Raw genomic sequence first — 21,307 nt, 5'->3', positions numbered from 1 at the left:
TTCTTGGAGCGCGTCATGATCATTATTCTCGGACTCATCATCCTGATCGCCGCGGCCGTCGTGGCCGTGGCCGGAATTTTCACCAACACCGGCAGCGCCCACGCCGTCAACGGAGCGTTCTCGGTGTTCGGCCACCACATGACCGGCTCGACGGGCGCGCTCTTCCTCTTCGGCATCATCGTCGGCGCGGCCGCCATGCTGGGCCTGGGCCTGCTCCTCGTCGGCGCACGCCGCACCTCGCGCCGCGGCATCGAGGCGCGTCACGCGCTGCGGCATTCCCGCCGTGAGACCGTCGCGGCCGGCAGGGACCGCGACGACCTGATCGAGGAACGCGACTCGGCCCGCGCCGAGAGCGCCTCCGCCGGCCGGGAACGCGACGACCTCGCCCAGCAGCGGGACGACCTCGCAGAACAGCGCGACGACCTGATCAGCCAGCAGAGGCCCCTGGCCACCCCAGTGTCACGCGACACCGAGACGCCTGGCGCTGAAGCTGAAGCTGCGCCACCAGACGGAACCCATCGCGGGCTGCACCTGTTCGGGCACCGCCCCGCCCACCGATAGGCAGCCATCCCGCCTGAAGCGAGTGGGCCAAAGCCGCCACAGCCAGTGCCCGGCGACGGGCACGCCCGGCACTGCCTCTTGCCACCGCCCACCCCTCAACTCTCGGGCCGTCGCAGCGCACACAAGGAGGCTCCACCGTGGGATCAACACCGACTTCAGTACCGTCTGGTGCCCCTTCGCCGGGGCAGGGCCCTGACAGCGGCACCACGGCCGCAGTGGGGTGCCGCCTGGCATCGGTGGTGCTGAACGTGTTCGACCTCGAGGATTCGGTGCGCTTCTACCGCGACCTCCTGGGACTGGAGGTCTCCCACCAGACCGACACCGCCGCGTTGCTGATCAGCGGAGAAGGCTCCGAACTCTATCTGCGTTCCTTGGGCCCGCATGCCGGACACATGACCGGAGGCGTCGGAGTCCACTGCGTGATGTGGACGGCTCCCAGCGCCGAGGAACTGCGGCGCTGCGAGCAAGTACTGAAGGACCGGAGCGCCCACATCACCAGCCAGACGGCTGAGGGGTTCGTCTGGGTCGAGGGCCGCGATCCGAGCGGCACCACGGTGGTGGTGACCCACCCCGGGCCGGAGGAGGCGGTACGCCGCGGCATCATCATCCAGGTCTACGCCTGGTGACCCAGCCTGACGGCTACGGCCCAGGTCAAGGGCGACGACCGTGTGCCCGGCGCCTTCGTGCGGGGGCGGGTGTGTCGGACCGTGCCGTGTGCCCTGGGCGGCCTCACGATGGGGTCCATGAGGAGACGGCGCCGACGCCCCCCAGGGCTCGACTTCGAGTCGTACCGGACCAGCCTGCTGCACACGCTGACCCGCACCGCACTTCCCGGCGCCGTCGAGAGCGCGCCGCTCCGGGCCACGTGGGCAGGAAGCGTGCCCGAGGCGCGGGCGCGTCCCGCCCCGCAGGACCCTCGGTGCTGCCCAGCGGAGCGTTGCCACGAGCAGGTCGGGCAGACCATCTTCGTGATCTGGAGTCACCGCTGGGACTGCCCGGTGTGGTCGGCGCGCTGAACCGTCCATCGCGACGAAGCCGTGCGTGGTGGCAACAGGCCACCTGAAGCAGAGAGTATCTCTGCCATGACACAAAGCGATGTACCGCTCGGCAACGACGCCCACTACCTGCAGAGCACGGCTCGCCTGTTCGGCTGGGAGGTGGAATGGGAGCCGGACGGCAGTGCCCGCATGTCACGCGGCGATCAGACGGTCCGCGCCTGCTTCACCCACGGTGGCGCGTTCTGGTTCGCGCGCGCCACCGGTCCGGGGACCCGCGACCACGAACTTGCGCTCGCCGAGACCGTCGACGCCCTGGAGCGCCATCGCAACCCGCCGGCACCGCCGACGGCATGAAAGCCAACCGACGCTATGGCCCCGACCTGTTCCGCCGCCCTGATCCAGAGAAGAGCGAACGTGGACTGCTCTTGCTGGTGGAGGAGGCGCTTGCGTTGGCCCCGGCGCAAAAACCGAGGCACGCTGAGATGCGGGCCATTCGGCCAGGTACGCCTGCCGACGCGCGTCAGCCCGCGCCCGGGCTGCGCGAAGGGAGCCATGATGATCGAGGTAGGGGACATCCGCGAGTGGCGCACCCACGACGTCGTCGATGCCGACGGGAACAAGATCGGCACGCTGGAGGCGATCTACGTGGACACCACCACGGACGAGCCGGCCATGGCAACCGTCCAGATCGGCATGCCCACCCAGCACCGGCTGGTCTTCGTCCCCCTGAACGACGCGACCGTCGGACCGGGCTATCTCAAGGTCGCCTACGACAGGGCACTCGTGAGGGACTGCCCAGCCCTCGGCATGGATGACATCCTGCCCGCCGAGGACGAGGAAGCCGTCTTCCAGCACTACAGCCTGACCTACCAGAAGGGCGCCGGTGGCGAGCGGCAACTCGCCCGCCGCTGAACGCCCACACGCGACCAAGGAGGCGTGCAGTGGTCCTGATCCTGGCCCTGGCTATCGTCGCGATCGTGCTGGGCATCATCGGTGCCGTCGCCAACGGATGGTTCTTCCTGCTTGTCATCGCGATCGTTCTCTTCGTCGCCGACATGGTCTACGCCGGCATCCGTTGGTCCCAGCGCTCAGGCCGACGCCCAGCACGCTGACATGCCGTCCCCGGTTGCCGTTCCCGCTGCTTCCGCCTGCGTTCAGTCGGATCCGGAGGACAGCCTCTGAGGGGCTACGCCGCAGGTCAGAGCGGCGGCGACCACGGCCAGCCCTCGGGCGAACACTCGGGAAGCTTGGGGCAACCCCTCATGGGTCGAATCCCATCGTCTGCGGTGGAGCCCTTGTCGGGGTGCCCGCGCGGCTGGAAGCCACGCCTGCGAGCGGCGGGCAGTCGACCTGGTTCCGTGATTCGGAGCGCAGCGGGCGCGGCACTGCCGGACCGGCCAAAGGCGGATGTCGCCGCAGGTCAGACGTGGTGCGTCGAGCGCGACTTCAGTTGCAGTTGCAGTTGCATTCAGGTGCGTTCAGCGGCGTCCAAGGATGCGCGCGCGAGCTATTGCGCCGCAGGTCAGGACGGTGACGAACCTGCCCGGACCCCCGGACGAACAGTTGGAAAGCGTGTTGGGGGCAACCCCTCACGAGTTCGAATCTCGTATCCTCCGCACCGCCTGAACAGGCAAAAGAAGGACCCCACCGCTCTGCGGTGGGGTCCTTCTTGGTTCTGCTCAACCCTCGTTGTTCTGGTCTTTGTCCACAGAGGCCGTTTCGGGCGGACCCCAGATGGCCCCGGCGATCTTCCGCGCCACGTCCTTGAGCATCGCGTCCGGCACGTGGAGGTACCTCGCCCGCATCCGCGCGGAGGTTCCGGGTTCCCATCCCATGATCTGGTCGATGACCCGATCGGGGATGCCGAGCAGCATCAGCACCGTGGCGGCCGTGTGTCGGGCGTCGTGCAGCCGGCCGTCCCGGACCTTCGCGTCTTCGAGCAGGCGCTTCCAGTCGTGGTAGTCCGTGTTCGGGCTCAGCGGTCCGCCGAGCGGCTTGGTGAACACGTAGTCCGACGCCGTCCACAGGTTGCCCGCCGCGCCGCGCTCGCGCGCTTGCGCCTCGGCGTGGGAGCGGAGCATCGCAACGAGTGGGCCTGGAAGGGGTACCGCGCGCCGCCCGGCGCGGGACTTGGTGTTCTTGGTCTCCCGTCGAACCTGCGCGCGCTCCGGGCAGTAGCCGGCCTTTCGCCCGCACGGCGAGGCATCCCCACATCCGTGCGCGTACTTCGGGCGCAGACGGTTCCGGCGCAGCTTCAGATACTCGTTGCCCAGGTCGACGTCAGACCAGCGGAGTCCCAGCGTCTCGCCCTGCCGCAGCCCCAGCGCCAAGGCAAGCATCCAACGCGCGCTGTTGCGCCGCTTGTTGACTTGGAGCAGCAGGCGTTGAACCTCTTCCACGGAGTACGGCTCGACTTCCGTCTCCTCCTCTTCCATCCGCGGAGGCTTCGCCAGGGCGGCGGCATTCTTGCCCGCGTGGCCGCGCCGCACCGCTTCCCCGAGTGCGGTGCGGATGGTGCGGTGAGCCTGGTGCGCCGTGGCAGCCTTACTGCCGCTGCTCTGCATGCGGCGGTACAGGCTTTCCAAGTGCTCGGGCTCCAGGCGGTCGATGCGGTGCTTTCCGACGCCCGGCACGAGGTGGACGCGAACCGCGACCTCGTAGCCGTCGTAGGTGTTCTCACTGACGACCGGCTTGGCGATGTCCTCCACCCAGTGCAGGAGCCACTTTTTGACCGTCCACGGCTTTCCTGGCTGGCGCGCCGAACCCTCGTCCCGCTGCTTCTCCAGCCGCCGGACCTCCTCGACTAGCTCCTTTCGTGTCGGACGGGTCAGATGCCGGCGGTACGGCGTGCCGTCGTCCTTGTAGCCCATTGGCACTCGGGCGTGCCAACGGCCATCCTGGCCCAGGTAGATGGCGGATTCGCCGTTGGCGCGGCGTGTGCGCTTGTTTTCCTCTGCCACAGGCAGGCTCCTGATTCTTGGTGTCGGGAACGCAGCGGGGGCGGTGGCTTCCACTGGGCGGAACGCCACCCCGGCAACGTCAAGCAGCGCAGTTGGCGGTGCGCAGGCGGGCGACGTACGCAGCCGGTGCGTCGGAGGGGACGCGGCGGAGGCGGCCTACCGGAACAGACTCCAGCTCCCCGGAGCGAATGAGCGCGTAGCAGGTGGTCCGGCCGATCTGAAGTCGGCGCGCGGCCTCCTCGACCGTCAGGAGAACCAGCGTTGAGTCCTGGCTGATGAGGGTTTCGGGCGTGGCGGTGGTCACGAGGGGACTCCTCCGGATCCGGGCATGCGTGATGGACGGTGGTTCCAGGCGGGGGTGCCTCAGGTTGCGTTCGGGGGTCTCGCGGTGCGCTGCTGTCCGAGGTGCGGATTTCTGCGTCATTGCGTCATCAGCGTCATCAGCGCCTCTGGCCTGGGGCTTTGGGTGTCGCAGCGGTCCGGGCCTGCGTCATCGGTGCGTCACCGGCTGCGTCACCGTGACGCAGCCGGGTGACGCAGGTGACGCAGGATGACGCAGAGCCAGCCGTCTGCGTCACCCTCTTTGCCGCAGGTCAGGGGCTGTTTTTCGGCCCGGGTGACGCAGGTGACGCAGCGTCTTCCCTCTTAGGAAAAAAGAGGGGGTGTCTGTAGGTAGTTGGGTGCGCCTCAGAGCGAAAGGAGGAGCCGCTGCGCGGCGCGTCCTTCGGGCGGCGTTCCGCCGAACAGCAAGAGGAGCACCCGGGCGGGGGCGGTGGTGCTCCTCTTGCTTGTCAGGGCGGCGGGCGTGGGCGCGGGTCAGAGGATCCGCTGTTGTTCGGGTGGGGGCGTGGGGGCCGGGCGGGTCATTTCGAGGTAGCGCCCCTCTTTCGTCCGGCCCGCCTCGACGAGTACCTGACGGGCCGCGAGGGTGGGTTGGAGGCGCTTGAGTCGGTCGGAGAGGACTTTGCCGGTGGTCGGCCAGCCCTTTGGCAGGGCTCGCAGCTCGTCTCCGCTGTAGACGCGGCCGAGGCAGGCCAGCCACTCGGTCGAGGTCATGCGCTGCCCGGTGCCCGGAGCGATGGTCTCGGCGTGCTTGAGGACGGTCTGTGCGAGCAGGTCGCCCTCGATCACGTCGTCGTTGAGGTCGTCGAGGCTGGCCCGGTAGGCGGCGAGGGAACCGAGGCCGGTGGCCGCGTCGAGCTGCGCGCACAGGTGCGCGAAGTCCGCCATCCGCAGATCGGTCGGGGTCTCCGCCTCCATCGCCCGGACCTGGACCGTGAGGTCGAGCAGGGACCCGAGGACGACGGGCAGCGCCTCCGCGTATTCCGCCCACAGTTCGGCTTCGGTGCGGCGGACGGCGGGCCGCTCCAGCCGTAGCGGGAGGAGGCGTTCGGCGAGGTCGGGCCGGATCACACCGACGTCGATGCCGGTCAGGAGCATGGGGCGGCGGTAGCCGACGCGGAACACGTCCCCGTCGGTGAACAGGGCGCGTTTGACGTTCTCGGCCCCGGTGACGATGCAGCACATGGCGTCGGACATGTCGGGGGTCATGTGGGAGAGGTTGTCCAGGGCGGTGATCCATCCGGCCGCCACGGCGGCCAGCAGGTTTTCCTCGTCCTTCGGTGCGCGGCGCAGGTCACCGCTCATGCCCTCGATGATCCGCAGGAGCATCCGGCCGGCGGTGGACTTGCCCGCGCCCTGGGGGCCGGTGAGGAAGGGGGCGGGGACGGGCACGGACGGTCCGAGGCAGCCGATGAGCCACGCCATGGCCAGGCACTCGGAGCTGGCGTTCGCGAAGTTGCACAGCCGGAACAGCAGGTCGATGCCCTTCCCGTCGGTGTCCCGGGCGGGCAGGGGCAGCTCGCCGGTGAGCTGGGTGCGCCGCCAGCACACCTCCTTGGGGTCGGGGGTGGCGATGTCCCAGCCGGTCGGGTGGATGCGGACGGACTGCCCGTCGGTGCGCCCGAGGTCGAGCCACGTGGCCCCGTCGAATCCGGGGGCGACGCGGATGTGGACGGGCTGCACCGCCTCGGACAGCGCGAGGGCTTCGATCAGGTCCAGGGCCTCCTTGAGGGCGGTTCCGTTGAACACGCCGCGTCCGTCCTTGAACAGGCCGACCATGAGTTCCTGGCGGTGGCTGCCCGTGGTGCCCTGGGAGCGGATCGGACGGGCCACGGGGTGGCCGTTCCGTTGGGCGTACACCGTCCCGTCGGCGGTGCGGAAGTACCGGAAGTGCTCTTGCGCGTAGTCCGCGATGACCTCGCGCGCGGGGGTCTTGTCGTCCTCGGACATGGCTACAGTCCCAACGTGGTGCGGGCGTTGGTCCAGGCGTCGGTGCAGTGCCGGGCGGTTTCGCCCTTGGCAGCCGCGGCGGTGAACAGCCGCGCGGTGTGCGCCTCGGTGAGGCAGCCGCACCGGCCGTGCGTGGAGAGCACGGCGAGGAACGTCCGGTACACGGTGGCGTGCACCGCGCCGGACGCCTCGGTGATGCGCTGCTCGGCCATGGCGATGCCACGGTCCAGGTAGGTGGGCGTGCGGTGGGGGCACTTCCCACCACCAGCGCCCATGGGCAAGGTGATGGCCGCCGGCCGGACCGTGGTCGGCTCCTTGGCCGCGAGCGCGCGCACGGCCTCGGGCAGGTCCGCCAGCGTGCCCGTGCCGGGGCCGAGCCACCGCGTGTAGGACATCCGCGACTTGATGTCCGCACCGTCCCGCACGTCGTTGCGGGAGCGCATCGCGCCCCGGTACAGCCAGTGCTCGCCACGGGTGGTGGCCACGGTCCGCGTGGCCGGCAGCGTCTCCCTGGCCCAGGCGACCGCGTCGGCGTTGTCGAGGTCCAGCACGGTCACGCCAGCGCCGCCGGGGTGGTAGGCCAGCGCCTCCGCGCGTCGCCACGCGGCCGCCCACTGGGGCGAGGCGATGACGTGCGGGTCGGTGGTGGCGGCGGCCCAGGCGTGGCACGGCCGGGGGCACTGGCAGGGGCCGGGCTTGAGCATGTTCGGGCGGTCCCCGCACTGGCTCTTGCGGCAGGCGGAGCAGTTGCCGAACGGGACCTTCCCGACGGCGAGCGGCAGGACCGGCACGCCGCGCCCGGCGAGGGCCAGCGCGGCGGCCAGCAGGTCCACCGGAGTGCTATCCATCCTTGCTCCTCTTGTGCCAGTTGTTGACGTGGCTCAGGCGGCGCGCGTCAGGTGAGCGACTGCGCGGCCGATCCAGCGCGTGTAGGCGGGCGGGATGGCTTCGGCCAGCTCGCGGCGTGCGGTGGTCCAGTGGATGCCCATGGCGTCCTGCCACTGGGCCACGGTGCCCTTGCCGCCGCCCTGGCCGTAGACGGCGAAGTAGGGGCCGGTGAACCACTGGCCGTGGCGCATCCCGGCGACGCGCCCCCGGTGCGGCACGTGCGGGGGCTGGTCGACCGTCATGCCACCGCCCGGTTCGAAGTTGCGGTGTCGGATGACCGAGAGGCCGAACATCTCGCCGCAGAGCTGTAGGTCGCGGCGCATCGGTGCGCGGCCGGGCGGGTTCTCCATCACCCACGGCCGCCCCGTCGTCTCCAGGGCGGTCCGGGTGGCGGGGATGAGCTGCGGATAGGTGCGGCCCTGGTTGGTTCCGGCGGTGAGGGTGCAGCCGTCCTGGCACGGGGGCGAGGTGTGGACGAGGTCGAAGAGATGCCCGTACTCGGCGATGACCTCGACCGCGTCGCCGTGGATGAACTCGAAGGGGTAGTTCGGCTGGTCGGCGATGTCCACGCCGACGACGCGGTAACCGGCGAGGTGGTAGCCCATGCCCGCCCCGCCGGCGCAGCAGAAGCCGTCCAGCAGCAGGCGCCCGTTCCACCGGCGCGGCGGGATGTTGCGGTGGGCGGGGCGGACGCCGGGAATGCTGGCGACCGCGCGGCCCTGCCCGTTGATCTGGGTCTGCATGTGTGGTCCTTCCGGTCAGCGGGCGCGGGCCGCGGCGATGTCGAGCTGCCGGTGGACCTCGACCAGGCGCCGGCCGGACCGGTCGTTCCAGTCGTCGACGGAGCGGAACGCGCCCTGCGCCACGAACTGCTCCATGAGCAGCACCCGGGCCCGGGAGGCGGTGTCCGGGGTGCCGTATCCGGCGCGGAGCACCATGAGCTGGGCACCGAGCAGGCACACGGCCCCGTTCGCGTCCCACAGGCGGCCCTGGGTCCAGCCGTGGGCCGTGATGTACCGGGCCACGAGCCGCAGGTGCGTCGCGGTGTCGGTCGGGGTCGGTGCCGGGGTGCGGTGGCGGATGCGGTCGAGCCAGTTCGGGACCGGCCGGACCATGCCCAGGTCCCACGCGGCGGCCACCGTGCCGTACGGGTTGGGCGGCGGGACCGGGAACGTGCGGGCCGGGGCGGGGAGCGAAGCGAGGTACGCCTCGACCTCACGGACGAGGGTGCCGCCGTCGGCGACGAACGAGAGGTCCGGAAGCAAGAGCGGGAGCGGGCGGGCGGTGCGTGTGGTCATGGAGTCACTTCCACTTCGAGGCTGGTTTGTGACTGTGTGTAGGGGGAGGGAGGCATGGGGGTGCCAGAGAAGGTGTCCGGGAGGGGGTTTGTGCAGGTTGGAGAGGGGGCCTCCGCCGCCTCCCTGTGACGCGTCGTCACAGGTCAGGTTGGGGAGGAAAGGTGAGGGAGGCAGGTGGGGAGAACTCCCTGCCTCCCTCGGTGACTCCCTTTACTCAGCGTCACTCTCGGCGGTGTCCGCGTCGCGCTCCTCCAGTGCCGCGAGCACCTTCGCACGCGAGACGACCATCTGCCCGCCGGACTTGTAGGGGGCCGCGCCGGCGGCCTCCAAGACCTCGGTGAGGGTCTGGAAGGACCACGACCCGTAGAACGGGCGGTTCATCTCGGCGAGCCGCTGCAGCACCTCGCGGGTCAGCATCCGCGCTGCGTCGCCGATCACCTCGGCGACGTCGGCGAGCGGGTCCACCTGCTCCGCGTCCTGCTCCGTGGCGGCGCGGGTGACCACGGCGGTGCGGGCGGCCTTGGCTCGCTCGGCGAGCTCGACCGCCTGCTCCTCGTTGATGTAGTGCGTCCGGACCGTGATGGACGCCTGGCCCGGCTCCAGGTCGACCCCGTCGCCGGCCACGACCAACGTGCCCTTGTCCAGGCCCTGACGCAGCAGGTGCGGGGCGGCACCGGCGTTCACGGCCTTCTCGCCCAGCGCCATCACTGACTGGGCCTTGGTGCCCAGCACGAGCGAGCCACGGATGTGCGCGCCCTCGCGGACCAGCTTCGGCAGGTTCTGGTCCGTGGGGTCCTGGGTGCCCTGCCACAGCGTCACGTTCACAGCGCGACCCTGGTTGAGGATCTTCCGGGCGGCGTTGAAGTACCGGCTGGTGGCCTTGGTCCCGCCCAGCGGGCGACCGTCCGCGCCCTTGGCCGGGCACATGAACGCGATCTGCGCCTCGTCCACGATCAGTACCAGCGGCGGGAACGGGGTCCCCTTCGGCGCAAGCATGCGGCGTTCCATCTCCGCCACGCCCTCCTCGACCATCTCTGTCACGGCGAGGACGTGTTCGTCGGTGGGCCCCTGGATCAGCACGGTGGCCAGCCCGTCGAACATGTTCCAGTCGCCGATGCCCTTGAGGTCGCCGATGCGGAACTCGACCGTGGGGTCGAACGCGAGCCACAGAGCCGGTGCCCGCAGCGAGGCGGTCTTGCCCTGGTTGGACAGGCCCGTCATCAGCACGTGCCGCTGGTAGAGGCTCAGCAGGACCACCGTGCCGCGCAGATCCTGGCCCCACGGGGCCCGCCCGGTCTTGTAGTTCGCGGTGATGCCGGGGTCGACAACGAGCGGAGAGTCGCCGATCGGCTCGTCCAGCGCGCCAGAGTCGGCGATCCAGAGCCGCACCGTGCGGGCGGCGGGCGGGATGGTGATGAACACCTCGTGCTCGTGCCGGTTCAGGTTCTCCGCCAGCTTCCGGCGGCGCTTCTGTACTTCCTCCGTCGACACACCCGTCGGCAGGAGCACGTCGACCTCGACGCCGCAGCCCGCGATGACGATCGGGGAGAGCATGTTCCCGCCGCCGTCGCCCATCTCCAAGATGGCCTTGCGCAGCGGGGCGATGCCCAGGTCTCGCAGGGCCAGGACCACGATCGACGGCGTGATCGGCTCGCCCTCGTTGCCGCGCAGTGAGGCCGGAAGGGCCCATGCCGGCGCGGCCTGGCGCTTACGACCGGCGTTCCAGCAGGCCAGCAGTGCCAGCCACGGCAGCACCGTGAGGAGGGGACCCCAGACCACGGAGGCGATGAACACGACCATGTTGGCCAGGTGAACCACGAACATCGCCGGGGCGATCACGTCCGCGATGTGGTGGGAGGTCATCGCCATGGCGATGCCCAGGGCCAGCAGACCGACCGCCGTGGAGAGGGCCCCGACCAGTGCACTCTTCGCCAGCCGAAGCGGGGCGGTGATCCAGTCCATGCGCCTTTGGTGGCGGGCGGAGCGGAACGCGGCGGCGCGCTGCTCCCACTCCATCGCCACCTCGGGCTGACCGGCCGCCTCGGCGGCCCGCATCATCCGCTCGTACCTCGAGGTGGTGCGCGACTCCCAACCCCGGCGGGCCAGGATGCCGCCGCCGTACAGGGCGAACATGCCGTGCCGCACCGTGAACCTGGCGGCAGCCTTCGTGCGCTCGTGCCTGGCCGCCGCGCGCACCGTGCGAGCAGCGCGCACGAGACGCTCGCGGGGCGTCAGGCGCGTCCGTTCCGGTGCCTCGTTGGGCACCGCCGCGCTGGTCCCGCTCAGGCGGTCGGGAAACGGCAGGACCGCCGCCCCGTAACCCTCCGGGATCGCGTCTTCCACGGCCACCGCAGAGGCGGCCGGCTCGTAGTCGTGGCTCACTGAAACGTCCTTCCTCGCAGGGTCAGGCGGTCTGGTTGGTCGGGGTGGGCTGGGGCAGGGCGCGGCAGGCGGCGGCGTGCTCGTTGGCCCCGTCTCGGTTGACGGCCAGGTTGTGGCCGTCGCCGGTCAGGTGGCAGCCCTGGCAGTGCCAGCGGTAGTCGGTGCTGCGGCCCAGCTCGGTGGCGATCACGACGACCAGCGCACCCATCAGGTTCTGGAAGCGGATCAGGGTCAGCGACGGTGCGTTGTGCTTGTCGATGCGCGACACGATCAGGTCTCCAAGTCAGTGGCAGGGGAAGCGTGGTTGCGCGGTGCGTCAGGCGGCGAGCGCGGTGGTGCCGTGGCAGGTCACGCAGGCTCCGAGCGTGGGCGGGATGACGTAGCCGACATCCCTTGCGCAGGCTGGGCAGGTGCGGCGCGCGCGGTTGGCCGCGGCGAGTGCGGCGCGCTTCGCGGGCGTCATGGGGCGGACCGGTTTCGCGAGGTCGAGGCGGTAGAGGTATGCGCAGCGGATACCGCCCCGGACCTTGCGGGAGCGCCAGAGGATCTGCGCCGCGACCGGCTGACCGGCCGGGCGTAGATCGCGTGCGCGGAGTTGGCGGCGGGTGGCGTAGCCGTCCGGGGCGAGCCGGAACGGGTAGGTGGGGATGCCGAACCGGGCGCCGGTCGGGTCGTAGAACCTCACGCCGCGCCCTCGTCACCCTCGTCGGGGTCCGGGACGGAGTGGAGGGAAGGGCGCTCTGCGCGCTCTGCCTTGAGTGTGTCGCGCAGGTTCCGCGCGTTCGCGGCCGACGTGCGCAGTTCGACGCGCAGCCGGTCGGCGGTGAGCGCGTCGTCCGACCAGTCGGCCGACAGCGCCCGCGCCTCAGTCAGCAACTCGTCCGTAGTGCGGGTCGGACGCTTCGTGCGCGCGGCGGGCGGGACGGTGCCGGTTGCCCGACGCGGACGCGGCGCGGCAGTCGGCTGCTCCTCCACGAGGGTCTGCGGCGCGACAGGTGCCGTCGGGGCGGGGTCCGGGCTGAGGTACACCGGAGGGTGCGGGTCGGTGTCGGCCGACTCGCCCAGGTCAGACCCCGACCGATTTCTCAGTATCTGCACCGGCTCGACCGGTTCGGGCTTGTGGTGCAGCACCTTCGCGACCAGATCCGACCCGAAGAAGATCGAGCCGACCGGCAGTGATGTGGCGAGCAGCACAAGCGCCCAGTCGGCGGGTGCCCAGTCGGCCAGCGGCACCCGGCCGCCCGACGCGATGGCGGGCACGAGACCGTGCACGTAGTTGAGCACCAGCGAGGCGACCGTGTATCCGGCCAGCACCCGCAGGGCGAACTTCCGATCCCGGCCGGCGGGCAGGATCAGCGCGGCGATGAGCGCCAGGGCCATCAGTCCATCCACAACCAGTGGATAGACATCCGCCGCGACCGCATCCGCGCCACTCGCGTGGGCCACATCCCGCAGGGCATGCCACGAGACGCGGAACGCCATGCCGACCACGGCCAACAGGCCCAGTACCAGGAGCACCTTCGGCCAGCGATTCATCGGCGCGACCCCCCGATCACCAGGTGGACAACGATCAGGGTGAGCAGGTAGGCGCCCGCTGCACCGGCCAGGGCCGGCATGCCGAAGCGGTGGAACTCCCAGATCACCAGCGCGGCGGCGATGCCAGCCGCCCACTTCGCGGCGGGGCGGTCGCCGGTGGTGCGGTTGGTGCGCTCGCAGGTGCAGTGCGCGTGCCGCTGACGGCGGATCATGCCGCGACCCCCGTCCGGTGGGTCCGGCACCGCACCGGGACGGTCCGCCGCAACGGGACCGGGGCGGACCGCAGAAGCTCGCGGGCGAACCGCGCGGCCTCGGGGTCCAGGTCGGCCAGCACCTCGGCGGCGACGTCGAGTCGTGCGGCGCGTTCGAGCGGGGTCTCACCGGGAATGCCGGTGAACAGCTCGCGGTCGAAGCCGAACGCGAGCGCCACGAGCTCGTCCGCCGAAGCGGCCTCGTGGCCTGCAACCATGTACCTCACGGGTCGTGCTCCCTTCGGAAGGAACGGCCCTACAGCGGCTCCGGTGTTCCAGCACCGGAGCCGCAGCCGTTGGTGGAACCAGCTGATTCCGGCTCCCCTCGCCCCGTCCGTGCGAGACGGGCGGAGGAGGCAACCGGCCGTCGCCGATGCGACGGAAGTTGGGTTGCGCTGTTCCTCACGCGGAGATCCGCGTGGCCGCCTACTTGGCCGAGGAGAGGCGGCGTGATCCCCATGCAGTTGTCAAAGAACGAGCGCTTCCCTGGCCCTGCGAACAGGACTTCCGGGCGCATCGGCACGCTCTGAGCAGCCCAAAGAAGGCCTCTCATGTAGTCATGCACTCATGTGCAGGAGTTACGAGTACAAGAGTGCATGGCTCCTATACATGAGTCAACCCGCCACTCGAAGTTCGATGCGGCGGGTTGCGTAGTACTAACGGTTGGTCAGTCTTGGGCTGGGATGCGGTAGTCAAGAACGAACTGGTCAGCGGCCATGATGGTGTCGCAGACCTCAACAACACGCCCCGACTCCGAGAGCGCGTTGCGGGTCAGGTGGATGATCGGGGAGCCGGGGCTCAAGCTGAGCGCTACGGTCTCTTGCTTGGTGGCAAGGCGAGCCCTGACTGTCTCGATGAGCTCCGAGAGGACGTGTCCGTGCTCCTCCAGTCGGGCGTAGATGCCACCACCGCCCGGATTCTCTGCGAAGAGCTCCGGGATGTCCTTGGCGAGATCCCAAGGGAGGTAGGACGTCGCCTCCTCGGTCGGCACGCCGTCGGTGAAGTACAGGCGCCGGCGCGCGAGCACCTGGGCGCCAGGGGAGACGGACAGGCGATCCGCGATGTCCTCGGGCGCTTCCGTCGGCCCGACGAACAGGACGGTCACGCTTGCCTTCGTGCCTGACTGCTCGGCTTCGGCGAGGTAGGCAGCTTTGCCCGCGAGCCGGTGCGAGCGCCGGAATCGATCCGACGACTTGCGGTGGACGGGCGGCCGGGTCTTCACGTAGGAGCCCTTGCCGTGGTGCGTCTCGATCAGGCCGGTGGTGCGAAGTTCCGTCATGGCCTTGCGCACAGTGCCCTGAGCCACGGAGTAGCGGCTCATGAGTTCGGCTTCACTGGGCACCTGCTCACCAGGGCTGATCACCTTGGCCCTGATCTGCTGGGCAAGGTCATCGGCGATCTGCAGATAGCGTGGTTTTCCAGAGTCACGCGCGGGAGCGCTCGCCATGTCCTTCTGTTCCTCCTATGCTCCTGTATATGAGTCAAGCTACTCTTGGCGGTCCTGCTATGTCACTCCACTCGGTCTCTGTCGCAGGCGCGGTCGTTCGGGATGACGGTCGGATCTTGGTGATTCGCCGCGCGGACAACGGAGCCTGGGAGTTGCCTGGGGGAGTCCTCGAACTCGCGGAAACACCGGAGGACGGCGTGGTCCGTGAGGTTTGGGAAGAGACGGGCATCCGTGTCGCCGTTGAGCGACTGACGGGCGTCTACAAGAACATGAACCGTGGAGTGGTTGCCCTGGTGTTCAGGTGCCGGCCGACAGGCGGACAGGCCCGCCCATCGGAGGAGTCTACGGACGTTCAGTGGTTCTCACCTGACGAGGTGAAGCAGAGCATGACGGAGGCTTTCGCGGTGCGTCTGCTGGATGCTCTGGCCTCCGATGCCCCTTATGTACGAGCGCACGACGGGCGACAACTCCTGGACTGAGCGCATATGAATCCCAGGCGCGCACGAGTTGGTTTGCAGATATCATCAAGACGTTGACGATTCTGCACCATTCGCATTCGCTGAATAACTTGGGCTAGGACTAGTTGATGGCGGCTGAGAAGTGGCTCGTAGAGCAACAATAGCCACGAGGAGAGATGCTGCTGCCACGATAACTGAGACGATGGTAAGCCAGAGTACGGCACGCTGTGTGCGGATGCCAAATGCCACATTCGTAAGGTCGGCCGATACTCCTGCCAACTCGCTGAAGTCTTTTTCCAATGGCGTGAGCTGTTCCGTCTCGGCCAAGAGTGCTGACTTCCAGAGCTCTAGCAACGATTCCGGAGCATACTTGCCCATGTGGGCTTCCGGGACGACCTCCGTAGAAGCTGGGAAATGCCTTGCCCAGTCGCGCTCGGTGCGGGCGAATGTTGCGGCCTCATTCGCGGCAAGTCGGACATCGGCCCCAATTGAAATAAGTTCATTTCGAAGGGTCAAGAAGTCGCGAGATGATGCGCGGCCAGCAATTGAAGCAATATCGTCGCGCAGTCGGTTGAGGCGCTTGCGGGACCTTAGTACCAGATGCACAAGAGCCCAGCGGAGCATCATGGATTGCATAGGTTCGGAGAGCACGTGATGCAGCTCGCCTTGCAAGTCTTCACTGGCATTGTCGCCTGCATCGTAGGTGGTTGCCAGGAGGGAGGCGGCTCTGAGACCTGCTCCATGGGCAACCTCGCGCACATGGATCTCGGGACGCACGTCCACGGCCCAGTATGGCTCCAGTATTGAATAGCCCAACCCCAAGACGTTGAACGGTGATAGGCGCTTTTGAAAAGTCCTCCGCTCCTCCCATGCCTTGAATCCGCGCGTTGAAATGAGAGCAATGGACGGGAGCGGCTCCCCAGCGCCTCGCGAGAAGAATCCCGGGAGCTCTTGGGCTAGCCATACGCTCGCCTCGGAAATTCGCGCCTCATGCCACGCGTCGACTGCGAGCGCCTTTTTCTTGGGCACATCAATCAGGCTATAGCCGCCAGGAAATTTATCCAGCGATGTGGACTCTCGGCGGCGCGTCAGCTCTCCAAATCCAGCGGCGAAGCTGTCGGAATATGCGAAGGAAATTACGGCCACTGCGATGCTCGGGGTTACGAGCGTGATGCCGCCGGTTGCCCAATCTACTCCAAGGGGCAATTCCGTGGTGATCCTGTTGGGCATCATTTCCATGATGCCGCGTCGCGCAAAGTACGGTAGAGCATGCCAAGCTTCTGACGCGTCCCGCCTGCCTTGGGTTAGCCAGTGGGCATAGTTATCGGTCGGTCGATTTGCAAACGGAGGGCGCCGCTTGCTGATAGAATCAAGTCTTTCTTCGAGTTGAGGGATGTCCACGGGGGTGAACACCTCAGCCAGCCACAGGAATTTATAGTCAGCCCCCTCGTGGCGCAAGAGATAGGTTGATGCCCTGTCCTGTTCATCGCTGGCGCTATGGCGCTGGAGCGACCTCTGCAAATATTGCTTGCTAAATCGGCGGGGGCTCCAGTTCTTGCGCCCCGATAGACCGAAAGCGGCGGTGGGACGCCAGGGCATTTGTCTCCTCCCCCAGAGGGTGGTACGACGGTGGCCTGCCTGAGCCTAGCGACTCCCCGGCCCATCTGAGCGTCTGTTGGCGACGACGGAGGGGTCCCGGCGGTGGGATGTCGCGACGACGGGCGCGGCGCTGGTGACATCACCAGCTGACGCCATCGGAGCGGGCCTGCACGGGTAGTGAGTGAGATCTAGAAGTCGCCGCTGAACCGAGACCCTTTCTTCAGGTCCTTGTAGTAGTGGGTCACCAGGCCGCTGACCTGCAGCTCAGGCCGGCCGTCCAGTTCCAGTCCGCACACGGGGCAGTCGAACATCACGGCAAAGCACTCGCGAACGTGTCTATCAGGGATCCCTTGACCATCGGGGCCTATGCGGGCCCGGAGCACGCCACGCGCGTAACCGCACACCGGACAGCGGGCGAAAGACTCATCGCATGCTTCCGGGCGATACCACTTGCGGATCTCCGCCATCCTGGCCAGGCGCTTCAAGTCGGCAGCCGTACTCTGTCGGCCCGCAGCGATCCTGAAGAGCTTCTTCGCGTAACGGATCTTCACAGTGACGATGTCCTGAACAGCCGCACGCAGCTCCTCCTCGTGTGCAGTCCGCTCCTCCGCGTCTGCAAGCAGCGGCTCCAGAAGCGCTCGGAGTGAATCACCACCCTCATCTGCCGCGGCCGACCGACGCTCGCGCTCCTCCTTGAAGTCCGCGATGGCTCGCTGGCGTGCATCCGCCAGTGTCTCCGCCTGGAGCTGGTAGAGATCATGGCGACGGCTTCGGTAAGGGCCCCAAAAGTCGTGGTCCCCTTCGCCTATGTCTGCCAGGACTGCGTCTACCACCGTCACGGCCACCGTTAGAGCCATCGCTGACTGGGTCTTGTCGTGTGCGCCGAGATGAGCAACTCCGTTGCGCGCTGTGAGCAGCGGCTCCACATCTCTCTCGGATACCGAGAGCTGGAGCAAGGCGCGGGCTCGCTTGAAGGCTTCAGCGGCGCCGAGTGTCCGGGCGTGTGTCGCCGGAGCAGTGGCGTGACTGCTCAACCCCGCAGCATGCAGCAGCGTCGAAAAGTCACGACCATCCGATAGAAGCGAGGGGTGCCGCGCGGCAAGAGCCGCCTTGACGATGTGCTCGAAGGCGATGCCCCCGTGCAGGACCGCCATGTCGTGATCACCATTGCTCCAGGCGTAGAGCGCGCGGCGCATCTGGAGCAGGGCCGACTCCCGCAGTTGATCCTTATCCACGCTGCCCCCAACCCCGTACTGATACAAGAAGAGTGTGCATCAAGCCCAGAGCAGGACCAGCCCGTTCACTTGGTTCGCCCAACCCAGCGCTCGCCTGACGTCTTGTCACGGGCCGTGCCCCGGGCACTCCGAGTCGCCCCCGTGACATCCGTTCTCCTCTGCTTTGATACTGGCGTGTAGGACGGCATTACTGTACGAGCGGCCACTACCTGGGAGGATCAGTCCACTTGGACACAAGGCGATTCACGGATCTGGCTGGCCAGATGATGCGCTCCGCCTTGGATTCGTGGCGCAGCGGAAACCGGCTGTTCTCCGTCCTGCATGCTGGCATGGGGTCAGAGTTCGCGCTGAAGGCGGTCCTGTGCCACCACGACCCACTTCTGATCTCGGCGCACGGGGACCGAGCGTTGCGCTTCCACGCTCTGGGATTCGGTGGAGAGAAGGGCGTCAAGCCCCTCGAACAGGCGCGCACGATTGGCATGGCCGATGCGTTCAAGGACGCGGAGGTGGTGATGCGTGGCCGTATGCCGGTGACTATCGACGCTTTCGCCCCGGTGATGGAAGCTCGAAACGGCATCGCACACCTAGCCCATCACGACCCAACCACCGCTGAGCGAGTGGTTTCTACGGCCCTGCAGGTAGCCGAAGCCATCCGGGAGGAGCTGGAGACCCCCGCTGGCGACTTCTGGGGAGAGTACGCCCACACTTTTCATGACCTTGCCAAGGTTGGATCGATGCCTGCCACTCCGAGCATCGACCTTGAGCAGGTAGCAGAGGCGCTGGCACGGTCTGAGGCCGCTGAGGCCGAGCGTGCCGCTCGGGAAGCTGCCAAAAGCAGTGCCGCAGCAGCGCTCACCGCGCTGAACAGGATCTTTTCAGGCGATCGTGCGTTGGCCACGGACAAGACCGCTGGCGATGCTTTGAACATCTGCCGCCGCGCTGTGGTATCCACTGCCCTGCACACAAGCGCTATGCGCGCGCAGAGGGCAGCGGCAAATCTACTGAAGTCCTACGGGTACTTGACTCCAACCGAGGACCAGCACGTGCCGGCCCTCGAAGCCGTTACCGTGAAGAGCTTGGTTGCCCGCCAGGTGATGGGAGCCTTCAGGGACGCCCTGCCAGCGGAGTTGCAGTTCGCCTTGTCAGCACCTTCTGGTGACGTGATGTGGCGTCCACGTTCGTACGAATCCCCCGAGTTCGGCACCTACCTGTTTCGGTGGGCTCCGTGTCCGGCCTGCCCTGCTTGGGGAGACCTGTACGGATGGCTTGAGCATGACGTGTGCAACGACGAAGAGTGCCGCAGCGGCGGATCGTACTGCGGGGAGCATGATGAGGGACCGCCCATCCTTGGCCACGCCCAAATATTCGCGTGCCCCATGTGCTGCCTGGTGTTGGACGCAGATCAGGAACTCGCAGCTGCCCACATGGAGCTAGCTGCGCTCTACGAGGGGTGAACCGTCTGGCTGGCTCCCCTCGTGCACGTTGTCGCGCCCACTCACAACTGGGGTGCTGTCGAGGGTGCTGCCCCTTACGACAACGTCGGCAGATCTCGGCAAACGAGGGCGGCCAACCGCGACCCCTGCCAGCTTGGCCAGCCCCAGCCCGTCTGAGTCGCAGAGCGGCCTGAATAGCGGAAGGTCACCTCCTGGCGACATCGGAGCGCTGCATGTTGTCGCGCGAGATCGCTCCCTTGTCCATGGCCAGAGCGTATGGGCTGGGAGCGGGAGCGCGGCTCCTCCCGGCGGGGTCGGAGGGGATCCGGTCGTGGTCTCAGCGTTGTCCTGGTTTTTGTCCAGTGTGCTGATGAGCGCTGGCGTTCAGGCTGGTACGCGGACCGCGTCGGGCCTCCTTGCGAACCCTCGTGGACGCCCCTGAACCGCCCTGCGGACAGTTGGAAAGCGTGTTGGGGGCAACCCCTCACGAGTTCGAATCTCGTATCCTCCGCAGGTCAGAGGGCCCGCACCGTTAGCCGGTGCGGGCCCTCTGCTTTTTCGTCTCAGGTGCAGTCCCAATCGGCAACGCCACAGTCGCGTTCGCAGTTGCAGGGCGCTGCCGTCTGTGGCCAACGCCATGTTCGAGGTCATGGCAGGCAGAGACGATCACTACGGCTCAGCAGTCGAAGGAATAGGCGCTCTCTCGGACCTCGTCATGCGCGTCCGCGAACGGGCGCTCCAGGAGCGGGCCGAGCTCCCCGATCGGGTCGGTGAGCGGGCGGTCGCCGCGGCCGAACACGAACTCGGCTTCCCGCTGCCACAGTTGCTGGTCCGGCTGTACCGGGAGGTGGCCAACGGTGGCTTCGGCCCCGAGTACTTCCTGCTGCCTCTGGTCGGCGAAGGCCGGACGGCGATTGCCGAGTACGGCCCCCTGGAAGGCACTGGCCGCATGGCCTCCTGCCGATCCTGGACTGGGGTTGCGGCATGTACGCCGCGGTGGACTGTCTTGACCCCGATGCACCGGTCCTGCTCTTCGAGCCGAATGCCGGCCCCGACGACTGGGCGGACGCGTGGTTCACAGACTCGCCCTCACTCGCACAGTGGCTGAACTCCTGGCTCGATGGCACTGGCTGGTGGGAGGAGGAAGTCATGATGGCCGAGGATGCGCCCGAGCCCCAGCCTTGGCCCGACGCCGCGAGGCGGCTGGCCTCCTAGCCCACACTGTCGAGCGTACGCTATTCTGTACATTATGAAGACGATGAGTGCGACCGAGCTTCGGGGCAACCTCGCCGCCGCGCTCGACTCTGTCGAGAACGACGCCGAAGAACTCGTCATCACGCGGGCCGGCCATGAACCGCTGGTCGTCGTCTCCCTTGCCGAGTACGCCTCGCTCCGCGAGACCGACTACCTGCTGCGATCTCCGGCCAACGCCGACCACCTGCGCCAGTCCCTTCAGGACTACCGGGAAGGCCGCACCCAGAGCCGCGAACTGATCGAGTCCGAGGACGTCGCCGAGCAGTCCGAATGAAGATCCAGTTCACCGCCGGCGGCTGGACCGACTACCTGTACTGGCAGGCCAACGACCGACGCCTCCTCAAACGCGTCAACCAGCTGATCGACGACATCCGCCGCAACGGCCACGAGGGCATCGGCAAACCCGAGCCCCTGCGTCACGAGCTCGCCGGGGCGTGGTCCCGTCGAATCGACCAGGAACACCGCCTGATCTACGTCCTCGACGACCAAGCCGACACGCTGTGCGTCATCGCCTGCCGGTACCACCACGGCAAGTAGCCCCGTTTCGCTCCTTCGCCGTCGGCCAGAGCGAGCCGCCGATCTTGCCTGCGGTGTCGGTCGGCATCCGGTCGGTGATCGCGTCGACGAGCGCGTCCGCGACGTCGGCGATCAGCAGGACGGTCGCGGCGGTGGGGTGGGCGCGTGGAGCCTGCCGGTGCGCAGGTCCGCCGCTCCC

Annotated in this window: 26 protein-coding genes; 10 read left to right on the top strand and 16 right to left on the bottom strand. The window is 68.0% G+C overall.

What is annotated here, in order from left to right:
- Positions 1-15 precede the first annotated feature (15 nt).
- The 5 genes from TR49_RS44725 (at position 16) to TR49_RS44540 (ending at position 2,671) form a co-directional block, all read left to right on the top strand.
- Positions 16-561, top strand: a complete 546-nt coding sequence (locus tag TR49_RS44725) for a hypothetical protein (RefSeq protein WP_063770125.1) — start codon at positions 16-18, stop codon at positions 559-561.
- Between the two features lie 137 nt (positions 562-698).
- Entirely contained in the window at positions 699-1,187 is a 489-nt protein-coding gene (locus TR49_RS18825) for a VOC family protein (protein WP_160311616.1), read from the top strand.
- 456 nt (positions 1,188-1,643) lie between these two features.
- A complete protein-coding gene (locus TR49_RS18815; RefSeq protein WP_042383087.1) occupies positions 1,644-1,913 on the top strand; it encodes a hypothetical protein in 270 nt (89 codons plus the stop codon).
- A gap of 201 nt (positions 1,914-2,114) precedes the next feature.
- Positions 2,115-2,471: a PRC-barrel domain-containing protein gene (locus TR49_RS18810; protein WP_042383182.1), complete on the top strand. Its 357-nt coding sequence runs from the start codon at positions 2,115-2,117 to the stop codon at positions 2,469-2,471.
- A gap of 29 nt (positions 2,472-2,500) precedes the next feature.
- Positions 2,501-2,671 (top strand): hypothetical protein, encoded by a 171-nt coding sequence (locus TR49_RS44540; protein ID WP_169789993.1) that lies wholly within the window; start codon positions 2,501-2,503, stop codon positions 2,669-2,671.
- A 567-nt stretch (positions 2,672-3,238) separates the two neighbouring features.
- On the opposite strand, the gene TR49_RS18805 is transcribed toward TR49_RS44540, so the two are convergent.
- From TR49_RS18805 to TR49_RS18745, 13 genes are all read right to left on the bottom strand, one after another.
- The gene (locus tag TR49_RS18805; RefSeq protein ID WP_042383086.1) at positions 3,239-4,519 is read right to left on the bottom strand and encodes a tyrosine-type recombinase/integrase; all 1,281 of its coding nucleotides are present in this window, start codon (positions 4,517-4,519) and stop codon (positions 3,239-3,241) included.
- A gap of 79 nt (positions 4,520-4,598) precedes the next feature.
- Complete coding sequence (locus TR49_RS18800) at positions 4,599-4,823, bottom strand: helix-turn-helix domain-containing protein (RefSeq protein WP_042383085.1); 225 nt, start codon at positions 4,821-4,823, stop codon at positions 4,599-4,601.
- 512 nt (positions 4,824-5,335) lie between these two features.
- Positions 5,336-6,811 (bottom strand): AICE element replication initiation protein, encoded by a 1,476-nt coding sequence (locus tag TR49_RS18795; protein WP_042383084.1) that lies wholly within the window; start codon positions 6,809-6,811, stop codon positions 5,336-5,338.
- 2 nt (positions 6,812-6,813) lie between these two features.
- On the bottom strand, positions 6,814-7,659 hold the full coding sequence (locus tag TR49_RS18790; protein WP_042383083.1) for a bifunctional DNA primase/polymerase: 846 nt from the start codon (positions 7,657-7,659) through the stop codon (positions 6,814-6,816).
- Between the two features lie 33 nt (positions 7,660-7,692).
- Positions 7,693-8,442 carry a class I SAM-dependent methyltransferase gene (locus TR49_RS18785; protein ID WP_439654111.1) on the bottom strand — a complete coding sequence of 250 codons (750 nt, stop codon included), beginning with the start codon at positions 8,440-8,442 and terminating at the stop codon, positions 7,693-7,695.
- A 15-nt stretch (positions 8,443-8,457) separates the two neighbouring features.
- On the bottom strand, positions 8,458-8,997 hold the full coding sequence (locus tag TR49_RS42910) for a DUF6197 family protein (protein ID WP_042383082.1): 540 nt from the start codon (positions 8,995-8,997) through the stop codon (positions 8,458-8,460).
- Positions 8,998-9,207: 210 nt separating this feature from the next.
- Complete coding sequence (locus TR49_RS18775; protein ID WP_042383178.1) at positions 9,208-11,262, bottom strand: cell division protein FtsK; 2,055 nt, start codon at positions 11,260-11,262, stop codon at positions 9,208-9,210.
- 139 nt (positions 11,263-11,401) lie between these two features.
- Complete coding sequence (locus TR49_RS18770; RefSeq protein WP_042383081.1) at positions 11,402-11,647, bottom strand: hypothetical protein; 246 nt, start codon at positions 11,645-11,647, stop codon at positions 11,402-11,404.
- A 48-nt stretch (positions 11,648-11,695) separates the two neighbouring features.
- Positions 11,696-12,064, bottom strand: coding sequence for an RRQRL motif-containing zinc-binding protein (locus TR49_RS18765; RefSeq protein ID WP_042383080.1), 369 nt, complete (start codon positions 12,062-12,064; stop codon positions 11,696-11,698).
- On the bottom strand, positions 12,061-12,915 hold the full coding sequence (locus TR49_RS18760) for a DUF2637 domain-containing protein (protein WP_042383079.1): 855 nt from the start codon (positions 12,913-12,915) through the stop codon (positions 12,061-12,063). Before TR49_RS18760 ends, TR49_RS18765 begins: the two co-directional genes overlap by 4 nt.
- The gene (locus TR49_RS18755) at positions 12,912-13,127 is read right to left on the bottom strand and encodes a hypothetical protein (protein WP_042383078.1); all 216 of its coding nucleotides are present in this window, start codon (positions 13,125-13,127) and stop codon (positions 12,912-12,914) included. Before TR49_RS18755 ends, TR49_RS18760 begins: the two co-directional genes overlap by 4 nt.
- Complete coding sequence (locus TR49_RS18750) at positions 13,124-13,384, bottom strand: hypothetical protein (RefSeq protein ID WP_236653434.1); 261 nt, start codon at positions 13,382-13,384, stop codon at positions 13,124-13,126. Before TR49_RS18750 ends, TR49_RS18755 begins: the two co-directional genes overlap by 4 nt.
- A gap of 449 nt (positions 13,385-13,833) precedes the next feature.
- Positions 13,834-14,613, bottom strand: coding sequence for a GntR family transcriptional regulator (locus TR49_RS18745; protein ID WP_042383076.1), 780 nt, complete (start codon positions 14,611-14,613; stop codon positions 13,834-13,836).
- A gap of 17 nt (positions 14,614-14,630) precedes the next feature.
- Here TR49_RS18745 and TR49_RS18740 point away from each other — a divergent pair, with 17 nt between their 5' ends.
- The gene (locus TR49_RS18740; protein WP_042383075.1) at positions 14,631-15,092 is read left to right on the top strand and encodes an NUDIX domain-containing protein; all 462 of its coding nucleotides are present in this window, start codon (positions 14,631-14,633) and stop codon (positions 15,090-15,092) included.
- 45 nt (positions 15,093-15,137) lie between these two features.
- On the opposite strand, the gene TR49_RS42905 is transcribed toward TR49_RS18740, so the two are convergent.
- Both TR49_RS42905 and TR49_RS40090 read right to left on the bottom strand, forming a co-directional pair.
- On the bottom strand, positions 15,138-16,670 hold the full coding sequence (locus TR49_RS42905; RefSeq protein ID WP_152627339.1) for a hypothetical protein: 1,533 nt from the start codon (positions 16,668-16,670) through the stop codon (positions 15,138-15,140).
- A gap of 188 nt (positions 16,671-16,858) precedes the next feature.
- Positions 16,859-17,905, bottom strand: a complete 1,047-nt coding sequence (locus tag TR49_RS40090; protein WP_152627338.1) for a hypothetical protein — start codon at positions 17,903-17,905, stop codon at positions 16,859-16,861.
- A gap of 227 nt (positions 17,906-18,132) precedes the next feature.
- Between TR49_RS40090 and TR49_RS18730 the strand changes: the two genes are divergently transcribed.
- Positions 18,133-19,359 carry a hypothetical protein gene (locus tag TR49_RS18730; protein WP_042383074.1) on the top strand — a complete coding sequence of 409 codons (1,227 nt, stop codon included), beginning with the start codon at positions 18,133-18,135 and terminating at the stop codon, positions 19,357-19,359.
- Positions 19,360-20,014: 655 nt separating this feature from the next.
- Here the strand turns inward: TR49_RS18730 and TR49_RS46735 are convergent.
- Positions 20,015-20,137 carry a hypothetical protein gene (locus tag TR49_RS46735; protein ID WP_369405323.1) on the bottom strand — a complete coding sequence of 41 codons (123 nt, stop codon included), beginning with the start codon at positions 20,135-20,137 and terminating at the stop codon, positions 20,015-20,017.
- 185 nt (positions 20,138-20,322) lie between these two features.
- Between TR49_RS46735 and TR49_RS46730 the strand changes: the two genes are divergently transcribed.
- The 3 genes from TR49_RS46730 to TR49_RS18715 are packed head-to-tail and all read left to right on the top strand — an operon-like array spanning position 20,323 to position 21,129.
- Positions 20,323-20,553, top strand: a complete 231-nt coding sequence (locus TR49_RS46730) for a hypothetical protein (RefSeq protein WP_369405322.1) — start codon at positions 20,323-20,325, stop codon at positions 20,551-20,553.
- Positions 20,554-20,587: 34 nt separating this feature from the next.
- Positions 20,588-20,866, top strand: a complete 279-nt coding sequence (locus TR49_RS18720) for a type II toxin-antitoxin system Phd/YefM family antitoxin (RefSeq protein WP_042383073.1) — start codon at positions 20,588-20,590, stop codon at positions 20,864-20,866.
- Positions 20,863-21,129, top strand: a complete 267-nt coding sequence (locus TR49_RS18715; protein ID WP_042383072.1) for a Txe/YoeB family addiction module toxin — start codon at positions 20,863-20,865, stop codon at positions 21,127-21,129. The genes TR49_RS18720 and TR49_RS18715 overlap by 4 nt, the downstream gene beginning before the upstream one ends.
- Positions 21,130-21,307 lie beyond the last annotated feature (178 nt).

The organism is Streptacidiphilus melanogenes, from assembly GCF_000787835.1.
GTDB classification, from domain to species: domain Bacteria; phylum Actinomycetota; class Actinomycetes; order Streptomycetales; family Streptomycetaceae; genus Streptacidiphilus; species Streptacidiphilus melanogenes.
The sequence above is the reverse complement of the archived record's forward strand: the minus strand, read 5'-3'. Positions and strand labels throughout refer to the sequence as shown.

Excerpts from the sequence above, each read along its gene's own strand:
- TR49_RS44725 (WP_063770125.1), top strand. The coding sequence starts at position 16 with ATGATCATTATTCTCGGACTCATCATCCTGATCGCCGCGGCCGTCGTG.
- TR49_RS18815 (WP_042383087.1), top strand. The coding sequence starts at position 1,644 with ATGACACAAAGCGATGTACCGCTCGGCAACGACGCCCACTACCTGCAG.
- TR49_RS18810 (WP_042383182.1), top strand. The coding sequence starts at position 2,115 with ATGATCGAGGTAGGGGACATCCGCGAGTGGCGCACCCACGACGTCGTC.
- TR49_RS18795 (WP_042383084.1), bottom strand. The coding sequence starts at position 6,811 with ATGTCCGAGGACGACAAGACCCCCGCGCGCGAGGTCATCGCGGACTAC.
- TR49_RS18790 (WP_042383083.1), bottom strand. The coding sequence starts at position 7,659 with ATGGATAGCACTCCGGTGGACCTGCTGGCCGCCGCGCTGGCCCTCGCC.
- TR49_RS18785 (WP_439654111.1), bottom strand. The coding sequence starts at position 8,442 with ATGCAGACCCAGATCAACGGGCAGGGCCGCGCGGTCGCCAGCATTCCC.
- TR49_RS42910 (WP_042383082.1), bottom strand. The coding sequence starts at position 8,997 with ATGACCACACGCACCGCCCGCCCGCTCCCGCTCTTGCTTCCGGACCTC.
- TR49_RS18760 (WP_042383079.1), bottom strand. The coding sequence starts at position 12,915 with ATGAATCGCTGGCCGAAGGTGCTCCTGGTACTGGGCCTGTTGGCCGTG.
- TR49_RS18755 (WP_042383078.1), bottom strand. The coding sequence starts at position 13,127 with ATGATCCGCCGTCAGCGGCACGCGCACTGCACCTGCGAGCGCACCAAC.
- TR49_RS18750 (WP_236653434.1), bottom strand. The coding sequence starts at position 13,384 with ATGGTTGCAGGCCACGAGGCCGCTTCGGCGGACGAGCTCGTGGCGCTC.
- TR49_RS18745 (WP_042383076.1), bottom strand. The coding sequence starts at position 14,613 with ATGGCGAGCGCTCCCGCGCGTGACTCTGGAAAACCACGCTATCTGCAG.
- TR49_RS18740 (WP_042383075.1), top strand. The coding sequence starts at position 14,631 with ATGCTCCTGTATATGAGTCAAGCTACTCTTGGCGGTCCTGCTATGTCA.
- TR49_RS42905 (WP_152627339.1), bottom strand. The coding sequence starts at position 16,670 with ATGCCCTGGCGTCCCACCGCCGCTTTCGGTCTATCGGGGCGCAAGAAC.
- TR49_RS46730 (WP_369405322.1), top strand. The coding sequence starts at position 20,323 with ATGTACGCCGCGGTGGACTGTCTTGACCCCGATGCACCGGTCCTGCTC.
- TR49_RS18720 (WP_042383073.1), top strand. The coding sequence starts at position 20,588 with ATGAAGACGATGAGTGCGACCGAGCTTCGGGGCAACCTCGCCGCCGCG.
- TR49_RS18715 (WP_042383072.1), top strand. The coding sequence starts at position 20,863 with ATGAAGATCCAGTTCACCGCCGGCGGCTGGACCGACTACCTGTACTGG.